This is a genomic window from Sandaracinus amylolyticus, assembly GCF_021631985.1.
Classification (GTDB): Bacteria; Myxococcota_A; Polyangia; order Polyangiales; family Sandaracinaceae; genus Sandaracinus; species Sandaracinus amylolyticus_A.
This window is the reverse complement of the sequence record NZ_CP070225.1, coordinates 1,654,708-1,673,750: the sequence shown is the minus strand read 5'-3', so window position 1 is coordinate 1,673,750 and position 19,043 is coordinate 1,654,708. Positions and strand designations below refer to the sequence as shown.

Here is a 19,043-nt window from a genome sequence, read left to right as displayed (position 1 = left end):
CGGCTCCATCGCGCGAGCCTCGGGTGCGCGCGAATTGAATCGGTCTCCCGGTTGCTTCGTCGAGCGCGAAGCGCTCGGCGTGGAATCGACACAGCGAGCGTGAGCGCTCGACCCGCCCCACAGTTCGACAGCTCGCTTCGCGCTTCGGAGGAACCCATGGCCCGCTGGCTCTCGCTCCTCGCCCTCGTCGCATCACCCTTCCTGTTCGACGGCACCGCCCACGCGCTCCGTTGCGGAACGCGCCTCGTCGTGACCGGCGACCCCATCCACTACGTGCGCTCGATCTGCGGCGACCCCGCGTCGATCACGACCAGCACGGTCTCGCGCACCCGCACCGTGGGCAGCCGCATCGTCGCGGGCACGGTCATCGCCGACAGCGTCACCGTGACCGTCGCGATCGAGACCTGGGTCTACGACTTCGGTCCGCGCCGCTTCATGGAGGAGCTGACGTTCGAGGACGGCACGCTCGTCCGGCAGCGCCCGCTCAGCTACGGCACGCGCACGGCGATCGATCCGCCCGCACGTCGGCACGAGCGCGTCGCGATCCTCGAGCGACGCCGCGCGCTCGTCTGATCAGCCGCGCGCGCCGAAGATCGCGGTGCCGACGCGCACGATGGTCGCGCCCTCTTCGATCGCGACCTCGAGATCCGCGCTCATGCCCATCGAGAGCTCGCGCAGCCCGTGCTGCTGCGCGAGCTCGCGCAGCGCGCGGAAGTGCGGGCGCGACGCCTCCGGCTCCTGACCGAGCGGCGGCACCGTCATCAGCCCGCGCAGGACGAGCGGCGTCGCGCGCACCGCGTCGATCAGCGCGGGCAGCTCGGCCGGCGTGCAGCCCGACTTCTGCGCCTCGCCGCCGACGTTCACCTGCAGCATCACCTCGAGCGGCGCGCTCGCATCGCCGCGCTTCGCGATCGCCTCGACCAGGCGCACCGAGTCCACGGTCTCGATGCAGCGCGCGACCGGCGCGACGTCCTTCACCTTGTTGCGCTGGAGGTGCCCGATGAAGTGCCAGCGCAGCTCGGACAGATCCGCGAGCGCCCTCGCCTTCTCGACCAGCTCCTGCACGTAGTTCTCGCCGAACACGCGCTGGCCCGCCTCGTACGCAGCGCGCACCGCGTCGGCGCCCTGCGTCTTGCTCACCGCGACGAGCGCGACCGTCGACGGATCGCGCCCGCACCGCGCGCACGCCGCGTCGATCCGCGCGCGCACCGCCGCGAGCCGCGCCGCGACGTCGCTCATCGCGCGCTCCCCGGCCACGGCGCGATCACGCCGTGCTTCTCGAGCAGCTCGATCGTCTCCGCCGCGGGCAGCCCGATCACGTTCGAGTGCGAGCCCTCGATGCCGCGCACGAACCCCGACGCGATGCCCTGCGCGCCGTACGCGCCCGCCTTGTCGCGCCCCTCGCCCGTCGCGACGTAGCGCTCGACCATGTCGACCGTGAGCGGCCGGAACGCGACGCGCGTGGTCACCGCGATGGTCTCGATCACGTCGCCGTCACGCGCCAGCGCGACGCCGGTGATCACCTCGTGCCAACGACCCGCGAGCATGCGCAGCATCCCGCGCGCGGCCGCGTCGCTCTCCGGCTTGCCGAGCAGCTCTCCGTCGACGACCACGATGGTGTCCGCCCCGAGCACCCAGCGCCCCGCCTCGCACGCGCTCGCGATCTCGACGGCCTTCGCGGCTGCGACGCGCTGCACGTACGCGCGCGCGGGCTCTCCCTCGCGCTGCGTCTCGTCGGCGTTGCTCGGCCGCACCTCGAACGCGACGCCGAGCGTCGTCAGGATCTCGCGCCGCCGCGGCGACGCCGACGCGAGCACCAGCGTCATACGCTCTTCCCTCGCTCCTCGAGGTGACGTCGATAGCGCCGGACGTACGTGCGTGCGACCTGCGCCGCGTCGAGCTTCAGCGCCTTCGCGATCTCGGTGACGAAGCCGCGCACGTAGACCGGTGCCGGCAGCGCGTCGAACGCGTCGCCCTCGATCGCCTCGAGGTAGGGCAGCCCGACCTTCGTGCGCGCGCTGACGTCGCGCAGCGAGATGCCCTGCGACTCGCGCACCGCGCGCAGCAGCGCGCCCGTGTAGTCGGTGTCCGGCGTGAGCTCGGGCGCGGGCGGCAGCGGCTCGTTCCGCGACATGCGCGCGGGCACCGGCTCCTCGTGCTCCTCGGACGGCGGGAACACCGAGAGCTCGTAGGGCTTCCGCCGCACCGGATCGAGCAGCACGTCGTACGCCTCTTCGAGGCGCGCGCGCAGCACCTCGAGCTCGTGCGACTCGAAGAGCGAGTAACACGCGAGCGCGTCCTCCGCGTAGATGTCGCGCGCGCGCTTGAACGCGCGGCGCACCTCTTCGTCGGTCGCGCCGCGATCGACCTCGAGCAGATCGTGATGGCTCTCGGGCGGCACCGTGCGCGCCGGAGGCTTGCGCTTGCCGGTCTGCAGCGCGAGCAGTCGACGCGCGATCTTCTCGACGTTCTTGCTCGCCTTCGTGCCCGGGCTCTCGATGAGCAACAAGCGCCGCGCGCGCACGCAGCTCCACACGGTGTCGTCGTACTCGACGTGCCCGAGGTACTCGATGCCGATGCCGAGACGGCGCCGCGCCGCGCTGCGCACCTGATCGCCGAGCTCGAGATCCGCGCGCAGGCGCGTCTGGCTGATCACGAGGTTCGGATGGAAGCGCTCCATCGCGTCGCGCACGACCTCGGCGAGCGGATCGCCGTCGTCCTCGAGGGTGCGCCACAGATCGAGCGGCGCGGGCGCGCCTCCGAGCTCGCGCGCTTTCTGCATCAGCGCGAGGCGCGTCGGCTGATCGATCACGCTGCGGTGCAAATAGCGGAGGAACGCGCGGCGCACGAAGCGGTACGCGCTCTCGAGCGCGGTGGGCTCGGGCAGCGTGAGCACGAGCGAGAGATCCGCGCTCAGGAGCGCGTCGATGCCGCCGCGGTTCGTGCACTTGCCGAGATCGAGCACGACGTAGTCGGCCTCGGCGCTCTCGACCGCACGCGCGAGCTTGCGACGCCCGCCGCCGCGACGACCTCGCAGCCCCTCGTCGAGCCCGCCCCAGAGCAAGCGCAGCCCCTGGATCTGGGTGTCGACCGGGCGCCCCGCCGCACGGTTGTCGGCGCGCGGGCGCGTCGGGCTCGGCGCGCCGACGAGCGTGTGGAGGTTCGCGCCGCCGGGATCGGCGTCGACGAGGAGCACGCGGCGTCCGATGCTCGCGAGGTAGAGCGCGAGGTTCGCAGCGACGACGCTGGTCCCGACGCCGCCCTTGCTGCCACCGACCGCGATGGTGCACGCGGGGCGCGCGCGCGGCGTGGTGCGCTCGCCCTCGCCCTCGTGCGGCGCGTCGCGACGATCGCTCGGCGCGTCCTCGTCACCGGGCTCGCGGAAGAGATCGACGTCGGGAGGTGCGCTGGGGAGCGTCGCGTCTCCGCGCTCGCGCCCACCGCGCGAGTCCGCGTTCTGGCCCGCCATGGCGGGCGGTGATTACCAGCGCACCTCCGCGCACGCAACGGGACCCCTGCGCGTTCAGCCAGGAGCCCGAGGGGTCCGTTGTGCTAAGGTCCTCGCCGTGGAGTCCCGTGCTCGCCGTGGTCTGCGTGACCCGCGCGATGCCAGCTCGAAGGAGCAGGCCGGCTCGGCCGACAAGTCCGAGCGAGGCGCGCTGCACGCAGAAGACTCGAATCCCAGCACCGAGGCCGCGCCCAAGCCGGGTCGCGCGGCGAAGACCGGTCTGTCCGCGCCGGTCCTCGTGCTCAACCGCAGCTTCCAGCCGGTGCGCATCACGACTGCGCGCCACGGCTTCACGCTGCTCTACCTCGGGCGCGCTCGCGCGCTCGATCGCGCCTACGAGCCCCACGACTTCTCGCAGTGGGCCTCGCTCTCGTCGTCGCACCAGGTGCACGAAGGCGACGAGTTCGTCGGAACACCGCGCGGTCGCATCCGCGTGCCGCGCGTGCTGTTGCTCTCGGGGTACAACCGCGTGCCGCACGCGCCGCTGCGCCTCTCGCGCCGCAACATCTTCCTGCGCGACTCGTTCACGTGTCAGTACTGCGGGCGCAGGCCCGGCACGCGCGAGCTCAACCTCGATCACGTGATGCCGCGATCGCGCGGTGGTCGCTCGACGTGGGAGAACCTCGTGACGTCGTGCCGCGACTGCAACCTGCGCAAGGGCTGGGCGACGCCCGACGAGGCCGGGATGCTGCTGCGCTCGCGCCCGGTGCGACCGGGCTGGAGCACGGCGCTCGTGATGGCCGCACCGACGCGTCGCTACGTCGAGTGGGAGCCTTTCCTCGCGGGGATCGAGACGCCGGTGTTCCCCGAGGACGACGACATCGAGGCCGCCGAGGAGTAGCGGCTCAGTCCAGCTGGAGTGCTCGCTGGCGAAGGGCCCGCACGGGACCGTGCGGCGCACGCGGACGGCAGGGCCCTGCGCCGGCGAGCCGATTGGACACTCGCTCAGCTGCTCCAGGTCGCTTCGTAGACGTCGGCGGGGTCGCCCAGCGCGGCGGCGGATGCGAGGCGCACGTCGACGTCGCGCGCGCCCGCGGTGGTCAGCGCTTCGTCGAGGAAGCCCATCATCGCGACGGCGCGCACCAGACCGCCGTTCGTCGCGCCGCGGATCTCGAGGCGACCGAGGCCGCGCGATGCGGTCGTCACCTTCGGCTCCCCGCCCGCGAAGAAGCGCCGCCACAGATCCGCGGTCATCGCGAAGAGCAGCTCGGGCGTCACCGTGCGCACCAGCGCGCCGGGATCGCGCCCGATCGATCGCCGCGCGAGCGAGCGCCCCGCGTCCGCGATCAATCGCCGATCGCCGCCCGCGTAGCTGCGATCCGCGATCTCGAGCACGCAGAGCGCGCTGCCCGGATACCACGCGCTCGGATCGAGACGCGCGCGCAGCACCGCGCGCACGCTCGGCTCGGTGTCGTCGATCAGGCGCTCGAAGCGCGGACCTCCGAGCCGATCGCGCAGGAACTCGAGGAGGGAGCTCAGCACCTCGCCGCGCACCGCGGCCGTGCCCTCGAGCCCCTCGGGCGGATCGCTGCCCGGTCGTGCGCCCGCGCCCCGCAGCACCGCCTCGCGCGCGCGCAGCTCGCGCATGTCCCAGGTGAACGTGTCGGTCGGCTCGGGCTCCTCGGCGAGCGGCACCGCGCCGAACGGCACGAGCGCCGCGGCCATCGCGCTCGCGCTCTGGAAGCGCTTGCCCGGGTCCTTCTCGAGCGCGCGCATCACCACCGCGTCGAGCGCCTCGGGCAGCTCGGGACGGATCGCGCGCGGATGCACCGGCGTGCTCTCGAGGATCGCGCGGCAGAGCTCGGGGAAGTTGCGACCCTCGAAGGGCTTCTTCCCGACGAGCATCTGGTAGAGCAGCACGCCGACGGCCCAGATGTCGACGCGCGCATCGCGCCCGCGCTCGCCCGAGATCTGCTCGGGGCTCGCGTAGAACGGCGTGCCCATCGTGCGCCCGCTCGGCGTCAGGTCGAGGGGCCCCGAGGGATCGAGCGCGGCCTCGACGAACGTCGAGATGCCGAAGTCGAAGAGCTTCACGAAGTCGCTCTGTCCGCCCTTCGTGGTGAGCATCACGTTCTCGGGCTTGAGGTCGCGATGCACGATGCCGCGGGTGTGGACCGCGCCGAGCGCGGCGAGGATGCCGCCCGCGACGCGCGCCGCGCGCACGACCTCGAACGGAGGCTCGCTCGCGAGCAGCTTCCCGAGGCTCTGCCCGCGCACGTACTCCATCACGATGTAGGGCGCGCCCGAGGGCTCGACGCCCATGTCGAGGATCTCGACGATGTGATCGTGGCCCGCGCTCGCGGCGAGGCGCGCCTCGCGCTGGAAGCGCGCGAGGGTGACGCCGTCGTCCGCGAGGTGCGTGTGCAGCACCTTCAGCGCGACGGTGCGCCCGATCGCGACGTTCTCGGCCTTGTAGACGCTGCCCATCCCGCCGTGGCCGAGGAGGCGCTTCACGCGGTACTTGCCGGCGACGAGGCTGCCCACCAGCCGCGAGATCGCGCTCTGCATCTCGGATGACGGACCGGTCTCGCCGCCCCTGCCCGAAGGGGTCAGCATCGCGTCGAGCATATCGTTACGCGCGCAGGTCGCGAAGGGCTAGATCGCGCGTCGGCCGGATCGGAGAGCGCAACCACACACATCGTGTGTCGATGAGCGGCGCGTCATGCGCACGTCGCCTCTCCTGGTCATGCTCTCGTTCTTCCTCGTCGGGTGCTTCGAGCTGCCCGCGCCACCACCACCACGCGACGCGGCGCCCGACGCGCCACTCGATGCCGCCGAGCCATTGCGGGTCTCGGTGGTCGTCCTCGACGCACGCGGCGACACGCGCCCGATGGACGCGATCCCACGCGTGCCGCGCATCGTGATCGACGCGAGCGCGACGTTGGGCGGCGAGCCCGATCCGCTGGTGCTCGTCGAGCAGATGGAGGTCGAGCCGCTGCGCGAGGACCTCGAGAGCGCGCCCCTGCGCAGCGACACCCTCGCGCACGTCGTGCCCTGCGAGCGCGAGACGCGCGGCGCGACGATCGAGCTCCGACCCATCGCGCCGCTCGCGCCCGGCGCGACGCTGCACCTCGGCATCGCATCGTGGGCGCGCGACGCGTCGGGGCGCCGGCTCGGCGCGGTGTTCGTGCAGACGATGCACGTCGACGAGAGCGAGACCGGCGGCGCGCGCGTGGTGAGCACGTGGCCGCCCGAAGGCGCGTCGGCGGTCTCGGCGGAGCTGCCGCTCGCCGCGATGCGCTTCGACGGAGCCGTGTCGGGCATCACCGAGGGCGTGTGGATCGAGGGCCCGGGCGGCGAGCGCGTGCCCGGCGATGCGCGCGCCGCGCGCTGCGAGGAGATCGGCTGGGACGGTGCGCACTGCGCGGTGATCGTACCCGCGCGGGCGCTCGCGCCCGGCGCCTTGCACGCGCTGCGCACCGACGATCGATTGCTCGACGCGACGGGCGCGAGCGTGCCCGCGACGAGGGCCGCGTTCGAGACCGGGCGCGAGCCCGATCTCGATCCGCCCGAGTGGCTCGCGACGGCGTGTGCGATCGACGAACGATCGAACGACGCGGGCTGCGTCCTCGCCGACGACGAGCGCATCGTGCTGCGCCTCCGCGGGAGCGAGCCGGTGCGGGTGAGGCTGGTGACGAGCGAGCGCGTCATCACCGCGGTTGCGCCGCGCGGCGAGGTCGAGCTCACGATCGACGATCTCGGGCCGAGCGCGTCGATCCACGCGACCCTCGATGCGATCGATCTCGCCGGGACGATCATGCGCACCGAGCTCGATCTCGCGACCACCGAGCCGCTCGCGCCGATCTCGATCGTCGAGGTGCGCGCCGATCCGTGGAGCGTCGAGCCGCGCCAGGAGTACGTCGAGATCTCCAACCTCGGCGCGGTCACCATCGATCTCGCCGGATTCTCGCTCTCCGATGCGCCCGACTCGATGGGCGACGTGATCGCCGGCCCGGTGCGCATCGCGCCCGGAGCGCGCGCGCTGATCGTCGCAGAGGGCTTCGACCCCGACGATCGCGGCGACGGCGATCGCGACGTCGCGATCCCAGCCGGCGTCGCGCTGATCCGCGTCGATCGATCGCTCGCGTCGGGCGGGCTCTCGAATTCCGGCGAGCCGCTCTTCCTGCGGGATCCCGACGGTCGCCGCGTCTCCGCCGCGCCCGCCGAGCCGGCACCGCGCGCCGGCGTGTGCACGGTGCGCGTTTCCGACGACCCCCGCACGGGCGCTCGCGGCAGCTTCGACTACGATGCCGGAGGCGGCTGCACGCCGGGCCGCTGATGCCGCTCCCCTCCATGCGCCCTCGCGAACCGCAGCAGACCGCGCTCCCCACCGACGGCGCGCGTGCGCGCGACGAGGTCGTGCTCGTCGGGGTCGTCGAGGAAGAGCGCTGGCGCAGCGCCGACGGCAGCTTCGCGGTGCTGCGCGTGAAGCGCGAGAGCGACGACGAGATCCTCGTCGTCGTCGGCGACGTCGGAGGGCTCGCGCCGGGCGAGGTCGCGCGGTTCCGAGGTCGCTACGAGGACCACGCGTCGTACGGCCGTCGCTTCCGCGCGGTCGCGTACACGCCGGTGATGCCGACGACGAAGAAGGGCCTCGCGCGTTTCCTCGGCTCGGGGCTCGTGCCCGGCGTCGGTCCCGCGATCGCGAAGAAGCTCGTCGCGAAGTTCGGGGATCGCACGCTCGACGTGATCACCACGCAGAGCGCGCGCCTGCACGAGGAGATCCCCGGCATCGGGAAGAAGAAGGCGAGCGCGATCGCCGAGGCGGTGAAGGCACGTCGCGCCGACGCGGAAGGGCTCGCCTTCCTGCACGGCCTCGGGCTCGGCCCCGCGATGGCGAAGAAGGTCCTCGTCAAATACGGCCCACGCACCGCGCAGCAGCTGCGCGACGATCCGTACCGCGCCGCCGAGGAGATCCCGGGCATCGGGTTCGCGACCGCGGATCGCATCGGGCGCGAGGTCGGGATCGGGATCGACGATCCGCGACGCGCCGCGGGCGCAGTGTTGCACGTGGTCGGTCGCGCCGCGGACCAAGGGCACGTGTACCTGCCCGACGAGGTGATGCGCGCGCAGGCGCGCGAGCTGAACGTGCCCGAGGATCTCGTCGCGCCCGCGATCGAAGAGCTCGCTGCGCGCGGGATGCTCGTGCTCGACGAAGGCGACGTCTACGCGCCGCCGATGCACGAGGCCGAGGTCGAGGCCGCGCGCGCGCTCGCGCGCCTGGTGCGCGAGCGGAAGCCGCCGGCGAAGATGCCCGAGGCGCTCGCCGCGATCGCGGATCTCGGCCTCGCCGAGCAGCAGGAAGAAGCGGTGCGCCGCTCGCTGACGAGCGGGCTCATGGTGCTCACCGGCGGGCCCGGCACCGGCAAGACCACGACGGTGAGAGCCATCGTGCGCGCGCACGAGCGCATCGGACATCGCATCGTGCTGTGCGCGCCCACCGGTCGCGCCGCGAAGCGCATGAGCGAGGCCGCGGGGCGCGACGCGCGCACCATCCATCGCCTGCTCGAGTGGAACCCCGCGACCGGCTCGTTCCGTCTCTGCGCCGACGAGCCGATCAATGCCGATCTCGTCCTCGTCGACGAGGCGTCGATGCTCGACGTGCAGCTCGCGGCGAGCCTGCTCGATGCGGTGCCGCCCGAGAGCACGCTCGTGTTCGTCGGCGACGTCGATCAGCTGCCGCCGGTCGGCGCGGGACAGGTGCTGCGCGAGCTGATCGCGAGCGAGGTGTGCCCGGTGGTGCGGCTCGATCGCGTCTTCCGGCAGGCGCAGGCGAGCGCGATCGTCCGCGGCGCGCACGAGATCCTCGCGGGCCACGCGCCGACTCCGACGCCGAGCGGCCAGAAGGGCGCGGGCGATCTCTTCGTGGTCCGCGCCCAGGAGCCCGAGGCGATCCAGCAGCGCCTCGTCGACGTGCTGCGCCGCATCCCCGCGGCGTACGGGCTCGATCCCAAGCGCGACGTGCAAGTGCTGACGCCGATGCGCAAGGGACCGCTCGGCACCGAGAAGCTGAACGAGCTGCTGCAGACCGAGCTCAACCCGCCGCGCACCACCTCGTCGCTCGCGGGCGTGATGCGCGCGGGCGACAAGATCATGCAGCTGCGCAACGACTACGAGCGCGAGGTGTGGAACGGCGATCTCGGCTGGGTCACGAAGGTCGAGGACGGCGTGACCTACGTCGAGATCGACGGGCGCGCGGTGAGCTACACGCAGGACGACGTCGACTCGATCGCCCTCGCCTATGCGTCGACGGTGCACAAGGCGCAGGGCTCGGAGATCGCGGCGGTCGTGATCGTGCTGCACGCGTCGCATCACGTGCTGCTCTCGCGACCGCTGCTCTACACCGCGCTGACGCGCGCGAAGAAGCTCGCGGTCATCGTCGGCGATCCGCGCGCCATCGCGCGCGCGGCGCGCACCGCCGAGATCGCGAAGACGTACTGCAAGCTCGGCGCGCGGCTGCGCGCGTGGAAAATCGGCGCATCGAAGTCGACGCCGGAGCGATGAGCCCTCACCCGCACGAGGGGCTCGTCGCGACGATCACGAGCAGGAAGGTCGCGGGGCGGGCGCTCATCGCTCGCGATGCACGCTCGTTGCCGCGCGCGATCAGTGGCTCTCGGGCACGAGCATCAGGAAGAGCCGCAGCGCGTACGCATCGTCGCGCGGCGGAAGCTCCCAGCGCGCGACGTCGTCCTGAAGCGCCGGCCAGGTCTCGTTGTCGAGCAGCGCCTCCGAGATCATCGGCGCGTCTCGCTGCGCGCGGAAGACGCGCACCCAGTGGACCTCGCGCGTCAGCGAGGTCTCGCGCACGCGGGTCTCGATCCAGTCGAGCAGGGGCGCCAGGTCGGTCTGCGTCTGCGGCGACCAGAGGTGCAGCACCGGCCCGAGGCACACGCGCCAGCAGCCGTGCGGGCCGTGCCAGTGCTCCCAGCTCACCTGGGTCTCGTCGTCGTGATCGTGGAGCACCGCGAGGATCGGGTGGAACGACGCGCGGCTCAGCTTCTCGAACGCCTGCGCGACCGCGGCTCGCATGTCCGGGCCCTCGCCCACGAACGACTCGTTCACTCGATGCGGCGCGGCGAGCCTCGGCGAGCGCACCAGGAAGTCCACCTGGATCGCGCAGTACGCCGGCTCGACCACACGCGGGAAGACGATCGCCTCCCAGACCTCGCCGGAGTCCGCGATCGCGCGCGCGCCGTCGAAGCGCGCTCGCACGCCGTGCCCCACGAGCGATCGCGCGAGCATCGCGTTCAGCCCGTACACGTCGACGTCCTTCCGCTCCCGCAGCACCCGTGCGCGCGCGTCGGGCCCGATCGTCATCAGGTGCGGGAGCCAGAGCAGCACGACCGACTCGACGAGATCCTCGGGCCCCTTGCCCGTGCGGCCGGCGGCGCTCGACGCGTCGACCTCCGCGCTCCACCGGGCGACCTTCCAGTGGCGATCACGGTCGCTGTACGACGCGCGATCGTACGCCGCGCGATAGAGCGGCTCGTCGTCGATCGGGAACGCGTGCGGCCCCACGCCTTCACGCGCGTGCGGGCGATACGTCGGACCGGGCTTCGCGCCCGTCCGCGCGAGCAAGTGCCGCCCGAACGCGAGCGGCACGAACGCGAGAAGCTCGAGCGCGAGCTCGCTCGAGACGCCCGCCGCGGTGAGCGTCGCGTGCATCGCGCTCAGGTCGTCGTGCCCCGCGAAGACCGCGATCGCGAGATCGACCAGCTCGTCGTCGGTGCGTTCCGCCGCCAGAGCGTCAGCCGTCGATCACCGCGACCACGCCGTCGTGGAACGCGGGGCGGAAGCCCTTGATCTTCTCGTTCGCGCGGCTCGGGCACACGCGGTTCGTCAGCAGCACGACCACAAGATCGCGCGTCGGATCGCAGTAGATGCTCGTCCCGGTGAAGCCGAGGTGACCGAACGTCTCGAGGCTCATCCGCTTGCCGGCCGCGCTGTTCTCCGGGCTCTTGCCGTCCCAGCCGAGCCGGTGCGTCCCGCCCGGGCGCACCTGCAGCGCGCGCCCGACGATCTCCTGCGCGAGGAAGTCGACCTTGCCGTTCCGGCTGTCGAGGTACGCGCGCCCGAACGTCGCCATCGCGCGCGCCGACGCGAACACACCGGCGTGCCCCGCGACCCCGCCGAGCGCCGCGCAGTTCTCGTCGTGCACCTCGCCGCGCACCATCACGCCGCGCCAGTCGTCGCGCTCGGTCGCCGCGCATCGACGCGCGAGATCGGCACGTCTGTCCGGCGCGAGCGCGCCCGCGTACATCATCTGATCCTCGGCGATGCCGAGCGGCCGCACGACCTCCTGCTTCAGGAGATCGTCGAGATCGCGACCCGACGCGCGCGCCAGCATCTCGCCCGCGATCATGTAGCCGAGGTCGCTGTACACCGCGCGGCCCGGGGCGCCCTCGTCGGGACGACGACACGCCTCGGCGAGGATCCACCGGCGCGCGGCGCTCGTCCCGGGATCGTGCGGCACGTCGAGATAGAGCCCGCCCCACGGCGCGAGCCCGGAGCGATGCGTCAGCAGCTGCTCGAGCGTGGCCGCGCCGCCCGGCGTGCCGCGCGCATCGGGCATCAGCGCGTCGGCGCGGGTGTCGAACGAGATGGCCCCGCGCGCGACGAGACGCAGCGCGATCGTCGACACGAGCGGCTTCGTCAGCGACGCGAGATCGAACGGGGTGTCGTCGGCGACCGGTTTGGCGCCTGGCCCACCGGTGGTGCCCGCGCTGGCCTCGGCCCACTCGAGCTCGCCGTCCCGCGACCGCCACGACAGGCACGCCGTCGCGCCTGGAAAGACGGTTCCGGTGACTCCCGCCGCCAACAGCCGACGGGCCTCTGCCCGGACTCGTTCTCGGCGCGAACCGCCTACTGCGCCTGCGTGACGCACCGCCCCTCCCTCACGCACCGATCGGGGTGCCGGCTCACGAGAATATGCGAGCCGGTCCCGATGGGAAATGAGAGATTTCGGTCCGTGGAAGATCGCCTCCCGTTCTTGACCCGCATCGAGCGCCCGATCGCCGGAATCCTCAAGGATCGTCCAGAGGATTTCCGGGTCGACGAGATCCCCGCCTACGAGCCCTCGGGCGCCGGAGAGCACCTCTACGTGCGCTTCGAGAAGACCAGCGTCGACACCCGCGACGCCGTCCGGCGCATCGCGGAGGTGCTCGGCTGCGACCCGCGCGACGCCGGATTCGCCGGTCTGAAGGACCGCCACGCGATCACCACGCAGTGGGCGAGCTTCCATCGCGGCGAGCCGAGCAAGCTCGAAGGCGTCGAGCTCGAGGGCGTGCGCGTGCTCGAGGCGAAGCGACACGTGAACAAGCTGCGCACCGGGCATCTGCGCGGGAACCGGTTCCGGGTGCGGCTGCGCGGCGCGCCGCGCGAGGACGAGGCCGCGGCGCGCGCGGTGATCGCGGAGCTCGAGCGCCAGGGCGTGCCCAACTACTTCGGCGATCAGCGCTTCGGGCGCGATCGCGCGAACCTGCCGCGGGCGCGCGCGTGGCTCGTCGAGGGCGGCAAGCCGCCGCGCGACTCGTTCGAGCGGAAGCTCTTCGTGTCGGTGCTGCAGTCGGAGCTCTTCAACACGATGTGCGCGGCGCGCGTCCGCGAAGGAACGCTCGGCGCGATCGTCGAGGGCGATCTCTGCCGCAAGGAGGAGTCCGGCGGGCTCTTCGTCGCGACCGACGTCGCGGTGGAGAACGAGCGCGCCGCGCGCTTCGAGATCAGCGCGACCGGCCCGATGTTCGGCGCGAAGATGCGCTGGCCCGAGGGCGAGGCGAAGCGCCGTGAGGAAGAGACGCTCGCCGCGGCGGGGCTCGATCTCGACGCGCTCGCCCGGTTCGCGAAGTACGGCGAGGGCACGCGCCGGCCCTATCGCATGCGGCTCGGCGCGCCGACGCTCGAGGTCGACGACGAAGGGCTCGTCCTCGCGTTCGATCTCCCGTCGGGCGGCTACGCGACGGTCGTGATCCGCGAGCTCACTCGGACGGAGTGAGCCCCGCGAACGCGATCGGCTCGCGCGCGCTCGCGCCGCGGTACGCGCCGCCCTGCGGGAGTGCTCGTCCCGCCGGTTCCGCACGGGAGCGCGCGGAGCGCGCGGACGGTAGGGACCGGCGGGCGCGCCGATCTTCGCCGCCCTCGCCGCCGATCTCGCGCACCAGCACGGCGTCGCGGGTCGCGTCGGGCGAGAACGGGAGGAGATCCGGCGAGTGCTCGATCTCCGCGGCGGGCACGATCGCGAAGCCCGCGACCTCGCCGCGCCGCACCCGCGCGAGCCACTGCTGCTGCGAGCGAACGCGCCCGTAGGAGAGCGCGGCGACGACGATCCCGGCGAGCATCGCCGCGATCGCGAGCACCGACGTGCCCTCCCAGACGAGCTCGCGGTAGAGCGCGAGCAACACGATCATCCCGGCGCTCCACGCCCCGAGCGTCGCGCCGATCATCGAGGGCGTGCACGCCGTCGGACGGAGCGTCTCGCGCACCAGCGCCACCGTCGGCACGGCCACCGCGATCCCCGCGGGCGCGCCGAGGAGCGCGCCGATCACCGGCCCGGCGAGGAACGCGAACAGCGCGTCACCCGTCGAGCGACCCGCGAGGATCCGCGCCACCAGCCACACGAACGGCGCGGCGATCGCGCACGCGGCCATCGTGCCGAGCGCCGCTCGCGTCGACGCGCTCTGCAGCGTGTCGGCGCGCGACGCGCGATGCACCGCCGCCGCGATCGCAGCGCCCGTGATCACGAAGCCGACGGGGAACGCCTCGTCGTCGACCATCCCGATCGCGAAGAGCCCGGCGTGGGTGCCGGTCGCGATCGCGATCACCACCAGCGTCGCGAGCCGTGCCTTCCGGATCATCGCGGTCGCGGAAGGCAGCACCGCTCACCGCATCAAGAAGAACATCGCGACGGCGCCGACGAGGCCGAGGAACACCATCGCGCCCACGCCGAGGCCGATCATCAGCCCGAGGTTGTTGCTCGGCGGCGGCGGGCTCGAGAGCGCATCGTTCGAGATCGACGGCGCCGGCGTCATCGGGATCGATGCCGCGGGCTGCGCGACGACCGCGGGCTCCGGCGCGCCGAACGGCTTCGGCGCGGGCGGCGTCGCGCTCGCGAGCGCCTGCTCGAGCTGCGCGATCGGCGCGTGCGCCCACTGCTCGATCCCCGCGCGCCCCGGCTGCACCGGCAGGCCGAACGCGCCGAGCGCCGCCGCGGCGAGCTCGACCGTGCTGCCGTAGCGACCGCGCTTGTCCTTCGCGAGGCCCTTCTCGATGACGTCGTCGATCGCCACCGGGAGCCCCGCCTTCTGCGTGCTCGCGGGGGCGGGCATCTCGTTGACGATCTTCATCAGGATCTGCGCGACGGCCTGACCGTCGAACGCGATCTTCCCCGTGAGCGTCTCGTAGAGGATCGCGGCGAGCGCGAAGACGTCGGTGCGCTGATCGACGTCGGCCTTCCCCATCGCCTGCTCGGGCGACATGTAATAGGGCGAGCCGAGCGTGGTGCCGAACGCCGTGAGCTTCGGCCCGGTCTCCATCTGCAGCTTCACCGAGCCGAAGTCGAGGATGCGAACGTCGTCCCCGCCCTCGCCCTCGCAGAGGAAGAGATTGTCGGGCTTGAGGTCGCGGTGGATGACGCCGAACGAGTGCGCGTCCTCGAGGCCGAGCGCGACCTGACACATCACCCGCAGCGCACGCGCGACCGGGAGCGCGCCGCTGCCGCGGAGCACGCCGCCGAGCTCGATGCCCTGCAGGTACTCCATCGTCATGAACCACGAGCGGGCCGAGCCACCGGGGACCTCGGGCGCCTCGCCGAAGTCGATCACGCGCACGACGTGCTTCGAGTCGAGGTCCTTCGCGGTCTCGAACTCACGCTTGAAGCGCTCGACCGCGACACGATCCCGCGCGACGTCGTCGTGCAGCACCTTCACCGCGACGCGCTGCTTCGTCTGCGCGTGGCGCCCTTCGTACACCCGGCCCATCGCACCGTCGGCGACGCGCGCGACCGCGACGTACTCGCCGAAGCGCGTACCGAGCCGGCGATCGGGCGTCTCTCCTGCGGGCTGCACCTGGATCGTGATCGACCCGTCGTTCCCGCAGAACGCGATCTGATCCGCGTATTCGGTCCCGCACTGCGGGCAGCGACGACTCACGGGGCCCGATGCTACCGGACCGATCTGGTGCGAGCAACGAAGACAAACGTTGCTCGCACCACCGGAACGGGGGATCAGCGCGAGGAAGAGGCGGAGGCCTTCACTGCGCGGAAGCCGACGCCGACGCCGACGCCGAGATCGACACCGAGACCTCGACCGACACCGACACGCTCGCCATCGAGTCCGCCACCGCGCCCGCCGCCGCCGTCGCACACGCGACCGCGCCGATGCCGACCGTCGCCGCCGCGTTCGGCAGATCGGGCGCGAGCCGCGCGATCTGACGGCCCGAGCGCTCGAGGCGCTCGACGCGCGTGCGCAGCGCGAGGATGGCCGAGAGGCCCTCGCGCACCGCGTTCTGCACCGCGTCGACGCGCGGCTGCATCGCGGGATCGATCCCGCCCGAGACGTTCATGCGGGTCTCGCCGGGATCACAGCGCGCGTGCGCCTCGACCCGCGCCTCGCACGACGCGCGGCAGCGCGCGCTGACCGACGCCGGGCGCACCTCGCCGGTGCAGTACGGCTCCTCGTACTCGATCGAGCACCCGCCGCGGCACTCGCCCTGACAGCTCGCCTGCGCGCGCACCACGCACTGGCCCTCGCAGGTGCCCTCGCAGCGCCCGGCGCACGAGCCGTCGGGCCCGGTCTGCGAGCAGCGACCGTCGCAGATGCCCTCGCAGGTGCCGCTGCACTCGCCGCGCACGTCGGCCGCGCACGAGCCCGTGCACTCGGCGTTGCATCGCCCGCGGATCTCGCCGCCCTCGCACTGGATCTCGACCGAGCCGGGATCGACCCGCGCCTCGCAGTCGGCGGCGCAACGCGCGTACGCGTCCATCGAGACCTCGCAGTGCGGGGGGCGCGACTCGATCGTCACCTGCACCCGGCTCGCGCCGCGGATCGCCTGCATCTCGGCGCGGAAGCGCTCGTTCACGGTGGTGCACACCGCGCGCACGCCCTCGGGGCCGTCGCCGACGAGGTCCGCCTCCGCGACGCCGAGCGCGCGGCCCATCCGCTGACACGCCGCGAGCAGATCGTTCTGCACCGAGATCGCCGCGTCGCTGAAGTCGCCCGCCGCGATGAGGAACGCCTCGATCTTCTGCGCGGCGTTGTTGGTCCCGAAGTCGCCGCGGCACTGCCCGCCCACCGCGCCTCCGCCGCCACCACCGGCCGAGTCGCGACGCCCGGGACGAAGGGCTGCACAGCCTGTCAGGAGTGTGGGCATCGCGAGCAGCGCGACGAGGGCGAGCAAGGGGCGATGGCTTCGCATCCGGGTCCTCCGTGCGCGACGACGCGTCGCGCGCGGCGCGACTCTAACATCGAGATCGATCGCGCCGGAAACGGCACGAATCGCTCGCCGCGGAGTATCTTCTCCGCCGATGGGACGGACGCTGCGCGACGGCTCGGGAGCGCTCCTCGTCGGAGTGGCGATGGCGGCGCTCTTCTTCGGCGTCGTGCAGCTGCGCGCGCACGACTACGTGGCGGCGGTGCTGCTCGTGATCGTCGCGCTCTCGGTGCTGCGCGCCGGCGTCGAGCTCCTGCGGCCCACGCTGGGAGAGTGATCGTTGCGTCACGCGCGGAGCGTCGTCGTCGCGTGCCTCGTGTCGCTCGCGCTCGCGTGCGGCGGCGAGCCGGCGGCGCCCGACGCGGGACCGCCGAGGGCGATCACGCGCGAGCAGGAGCAGGTCGGCGGGACGATCGTGTCCACCGTCGACGGCGCGCCGATCACGCTCGCGGAGGTCGAGGAGGTCGCGCGCGAGACCGGGCTCTCGCCCCAGGACGCGCTGCGGCGGCTGCAGGAAGAGCGGGTGCTCGCCGCGCACGCCGAGGCCGCGGGGCTGGGCGACGATCACGAGGTGCAGGACGCGGTGCGACGCGCGTCGGTGCAGGCGCTGCTCGAGGCGCGCGTCGAGGCGGAGATCACGCCGGCGTCAATCCCCGCGGAGCAGGTCGCGGAGCGCATGGACGCCCAGCGCGCGCGGTGGTGGCGCCCCGAGCGACGGCGCAGCACGCACGTGCTCGCGAGGCTCGCGCCCGACGCACCGCCCGAGGCCGGCGCCGCGGCCGAGCGCTTCGTGCGGCGCGCGATCGAGCGCATGAGCGCGGCCGAGGACGCGCGCGCCGAGGCCCACGTGATCGGCGAGGAGGATCACTCCGGGCGCACGTACACCGTGCTCGTCGAGGATCTCCCGCCGGTGGCGCGCGACGGTCAGCTGGTGCCCGAGTACCTGGACGCGCTCTTCGCGCGCGGCGAGCGCGGCGTGTTGGCGGAGCCGGTGCGCACGCGCTTCGGGTGGCACGCGATCGTGCTCACCGAGGTGATGCCTCCGTGGGAGGCGCCGCGCGACGAGGTCGAGGCCGCGATGCGCCAGGAGCTCGCCGTCGAGGCGCGCGCGGCGCGGCTCGAGGAGCTGGTGCGCGAGCTCGCCGGGCGCACGCCGGTGGAGCGCGACGGCGCGGTGATCGAGCGGGTGATCGCGACCGATCTCGAGGCGATGGAGAGCGGAGGCGCGAGCCCGTGAGCCTGCCGTCGAGCGTCCCGGTCGAGTCGCGTCGGGATCTCGACGAGAGCAGCTTCACGCCGATCCTGCGGAGCGTGCTGCACTGTGTCCCTGGAGTGCTCGCGGTGGTGTTCGTCGACTCGGAGGGCGAGTGCATCGACTACTGCTCGTCGCTGCCGCCCTTCGACGCGAAGGTGATCGCGGCGCACATGCTCGTGGTCACGAGCGAGGTGCGCGAGACGACGAAGCGCCGCGCCGGAGAGCCCTGGGCGATCCACGTGCAGGGCAGCGAGCGCGACATCGTGGTGCGCCGGGTGACCGACGAGTACCTGCTGGTCGTCGTGACGCTCGCGATGGGGATCCCGAGCCTGCTCACCGAGACGATCGAGCTCGCGGTGCGGAAGCTGCGCGTCGAGAGCGGCGAGGTCACGCCGCGATGGGAGCCCGCGATCGACGCGCGGGTGCGCGTGGAAGTGCGCGTGGCGAAGGGCTGGCCGTACGCGCCGAGCGCGTTCTGGATGGGCGCGGAGCGCACGAAGGTCGGTGACGTGCTGGGCCGCTGGATCGAAGAAGACGACGGCGCGCGCGTGGTGTGCTTCATGGTGCGGAGCGAGAGCGGCCAAGAGCTGACGCTGGTGCACCACGTGGAAGAGGACCGCTGGGAGCGCAGGTGAAGTCGGCGCGAGTGCTGACCGTGAGGCTTCGGTGTGCACGCTCGCGCTCGCAGCTGTTTCGTTTGCGTCTCGGCGAGCGGGCCGCTCGTGGTGGGGTTGCTTCGCGGTGAGCGGATCTCGAGTCCCCGCAGATCGTGCTCGGGGAGCTGATCACGAATCCCCACGGAGTCGTGCTCGGGGGCGCTGCCTCGAGTGCTCGCGCGGCGTGCTCGGGTCCCGATCG

Annotated in this window: 17 protein-coding genes; 8 read left to right on the top strand and 9 right to left on the bottom strand. The window is 72.7% G+C overall.

Annotated features, from left to right (window positions below; translation table 11 throughout):
- Window positions 1-156: 156 nt before the first annotated feature.
- Complete coding sequence (locus tag I5071_RS06895; protein ID WP_236604597.1) at window positions 157-573, top strand: DUF2845 domain-containing protein; 417 nt, start codon at window positions 157-159, stop codon at window positions 571-573.
- On the opposite strand, the gene I5071_RS06890 is transcribed toward I5071_RS06895, so the two are convergent.
- The 3 genes from I5071_RS06890 to I5071_RS06880 are packed head-to-tail and all read right to left on the bottom strand — an operon-like array spanning window position 574 to window position 3,469.
- Window positions 574-1,239 (bottom strand): YggS family pyridoxal phosphate-dependent enzyme, encoded by a 666-nt coding sequence (locus I5071_RS06890; RefSeq protein WP_236604596.1) that lies wholly within the window; start codon window positions 1,237-1,239, stop codon window positions 574-576.
- Entirely contained in the window at window positions 1,236-1,826 is a 591-nt protein-coding gene (locus I5071_RS06885; RefSeq protein ID WP_236604595.1) for a Maf family protein, read from the bottom strand. The genes I5071_RS06890 and I5071_RS06885 overlap by 4 nt, the downstream gene beginning before the upstream one ends.
- On the bottom strand, window positions 1,823-3,469 hold the full coding sequence (locus tag I5071_RS06880) for a helix-turn-helix domain-containing protein (RefSeq protein WP_236604594.1): 1,647 nt from the start codon (window positions 3,467-3,469) through the stop codon (window positions 1,823-1,825). The genes I5071_RS06885 and I5071_RS06880 overlap by 4 nt, the downstream gene beginning before the upstream one ends.
- Window positions 3,470-3,566: 97 nt before the next feature.
- Between I5071_RS06880 and I5071_RS06875 the strand changes: the two genes are divergently transcribed.
- Window positions 3,567-4,349: an HNH endonuclease gene (locus I5071_RS06875; protein ID WP_236604593.1), complete on the top strand. Its 783-nt coding sequence runs from the start codon at window positions 3,567-3,569 to the stop codon at window positions 4,347-4,349.
- Between the two features lie 104 nt (window positions 4,350-4,453).
- Here the strand turns inward: I5071_RS06875 and I5071_RS06870 are convergent, their stop codons facing one another.
- Window positions 4,454-6,064 (bottom strand): serine/threonine-protein kinase, encoded by a 1,611-nt coding sequence (locus I5071_RS06870; RefSeq protein ID WP_236604592.1) that lies wholly within the window; start codon window positions 6,062-6,064, stop codon window positions 4,454-4,456.
- Between the two features lie 106 nt (window positions 6,065-6,170).
- Between I5071_RS06870 and I5071_RS06865 the strand changes: the two genes are divergently transcribed.
- The gene (locus I5071_RS06865) at window positions 6,171-7,787 is read left to right on the top strand and encodes a lamin tail domain-containing protein (protein ID WP_236604591.1); all 1,617 of its coding nucleotides are present in this window, start codon (window positions 6,171-6,173) and stop codon (window positions 7,785-7,787) included.
- A gap of 14 nt (window positions 7,788-7,801) precedes the next feature.
- Window positions 7,802-10,012 (top strand): ATP-dependent RecD-like DNA helicase, encoded by a 2,211-nt coding sequence (locus tag I5071_RS06860; protein ID WP_236604590.1) that lies wholly within the window; start codon window positions 7,802-7,804, stop codon window positions 10,010-10,012.
- Window positions 10,013-10,111: 99 nt separating this feature from the next.
- On the opposite strand, the gene I5071_RS06855 is transcribed toward I5071_RS06860, so the two are convergent.
- Both I5071_RS06855 and I5071_RS06850 read right to left on the bottom strand, forming a co-directional pair.
- Complete coding sequence (locus I5071_RS06855) at window positions 10,112-11,173, bottom strand: DUF6348 family protein (protein WP_236604589.1); 1,062 nt, start codon at window positions 11,171-11,173, stop codon at window positions 10,112-10,114.
- Window positions 11,174-11,255: 82 nt separating this feature from the next.
- The gene (locus tag I5071_RS06850) at window positions 11,256-12,326 is read right to left on the bottom strand and encodes a serine hydrolase domain-containing protein (protein ID WP_236604588.1); all 1,071 of its coding nucleotides are present in this window, start codon (window positions 12,324-12,326) and stop codon (window positions 11,256-11,258) included.
- A 150-nt stretch (window positions 12,327-12,476) separates the two neighbouring features.
- Here I5071_RS06850 and truD point away from each other — a divergent pair, with 150 nt between their 5' ends.
- On the top strand, window positions 12,477-13,499 hold the full coding sequence (gene truD, locus I5071_RS06845; RefSeq protein ID WP_236604587.1) for a tRNA pseudouridine(13) synthase TruD: 1,023 nt from the start codon (window positions 12,477-12,479) through the stop codon (window positions 13,497-13,499).
- Here truD and I5071_RS06840 read toward each other — a convergent pair.
- From I5071_RS06840 to I5071_RS06830, 3 genes are all read right to left on the bottom strand, one after another.
- The gene (locus I5071_RS06840; protein WP_236604586.1) at window positions 13,483-14,358 is read right to left on the bottom strand and encodes a hypothetical protein; all 876 of its coding nucleotides are present in this window, start codon (window positions 14,356-14,358) and stop codon (window positions 13,483-13,485) included. The genes truD and I5071_RS06840 overlap by 17 nt on opposite strands.
- Before the next feature lie 24 nt (window positions 14,359-14,382).
- On the bottom strand, window positions 14,383-15,651 hold the full coding sequence (locus I5071_RS06835; RefSeq protein ID WP_236604585.1) for a serine/threonine protein kinase: 1,269 nt from the start codon (window positions 15,649-15,651) through the stop codon (window positions 14,383-14,385).
- 100 nt (window positions 15,652-15,751) lie between these two features.
- Entirely contained in the window at window positions 15,752-16,915 is a 1,164-nt protein-coding gene (locus I5071_RS06830) for a hypothetical protein (RefSeq protein WP_236604584.1), read from the bottom strand.
- A 109-nt stretch (window positions 16,916-17,024) separates the two neighbouring features.
- Here I5071_RS06830 and I5071_RS06825 point away from each other — a divergent pair, with 109 nt between their 5' ends.
- The 3 genes from I5071_RS06825 to I5071_RS06815 are packed head-to-tail and all read left to right on the top strand — an operon-like array spanning window position 17,025 to window position 18,820.
- Window positions 17,025-17,207 carry a hypothetical protein gene (locus I5071_RS06825; RefSeq protein WP_157069359.1) on the top strand — a complete coding sequence of 61 codons (183 nt, stop codon included), beginning with the start codon at window positions 17,025-17,027 and terminating at the stop codon, window positions 17,205-17,207.
- A 3-nt stretch (window positions 17,208-17,210) separates the two neighbouring features.
- Window positions 17,211-18,167, top strand: a complete 957-nt coding sequence (locus I5071_RS06820) for a peptidylprolyl isomerase (RefSeq protein ID WP_236604583.1) — start codon at window positions 17,211-17,213, stop codon at window positions 18,165-18,167.
- Window positions 18,164-18,820 carry a roadblock/LC7 domain-containing protein gene (locus tag I5071_RS06815; protein ID WP_236604582.1) on the top strand — a complete coding sequence of 219 codons (657 nt, stop codon included), beginning with the start codon at window positions 18,164-18,166 and terminating at the stop codon, window positions 18,818-18,820. Before I5071_RS06820 ends, I5071_RS06815 begins: the two co-directional genes overlap by 4 nt.
- Window positions 18,821-19,043: the final 223 nt, after the last annotated feature.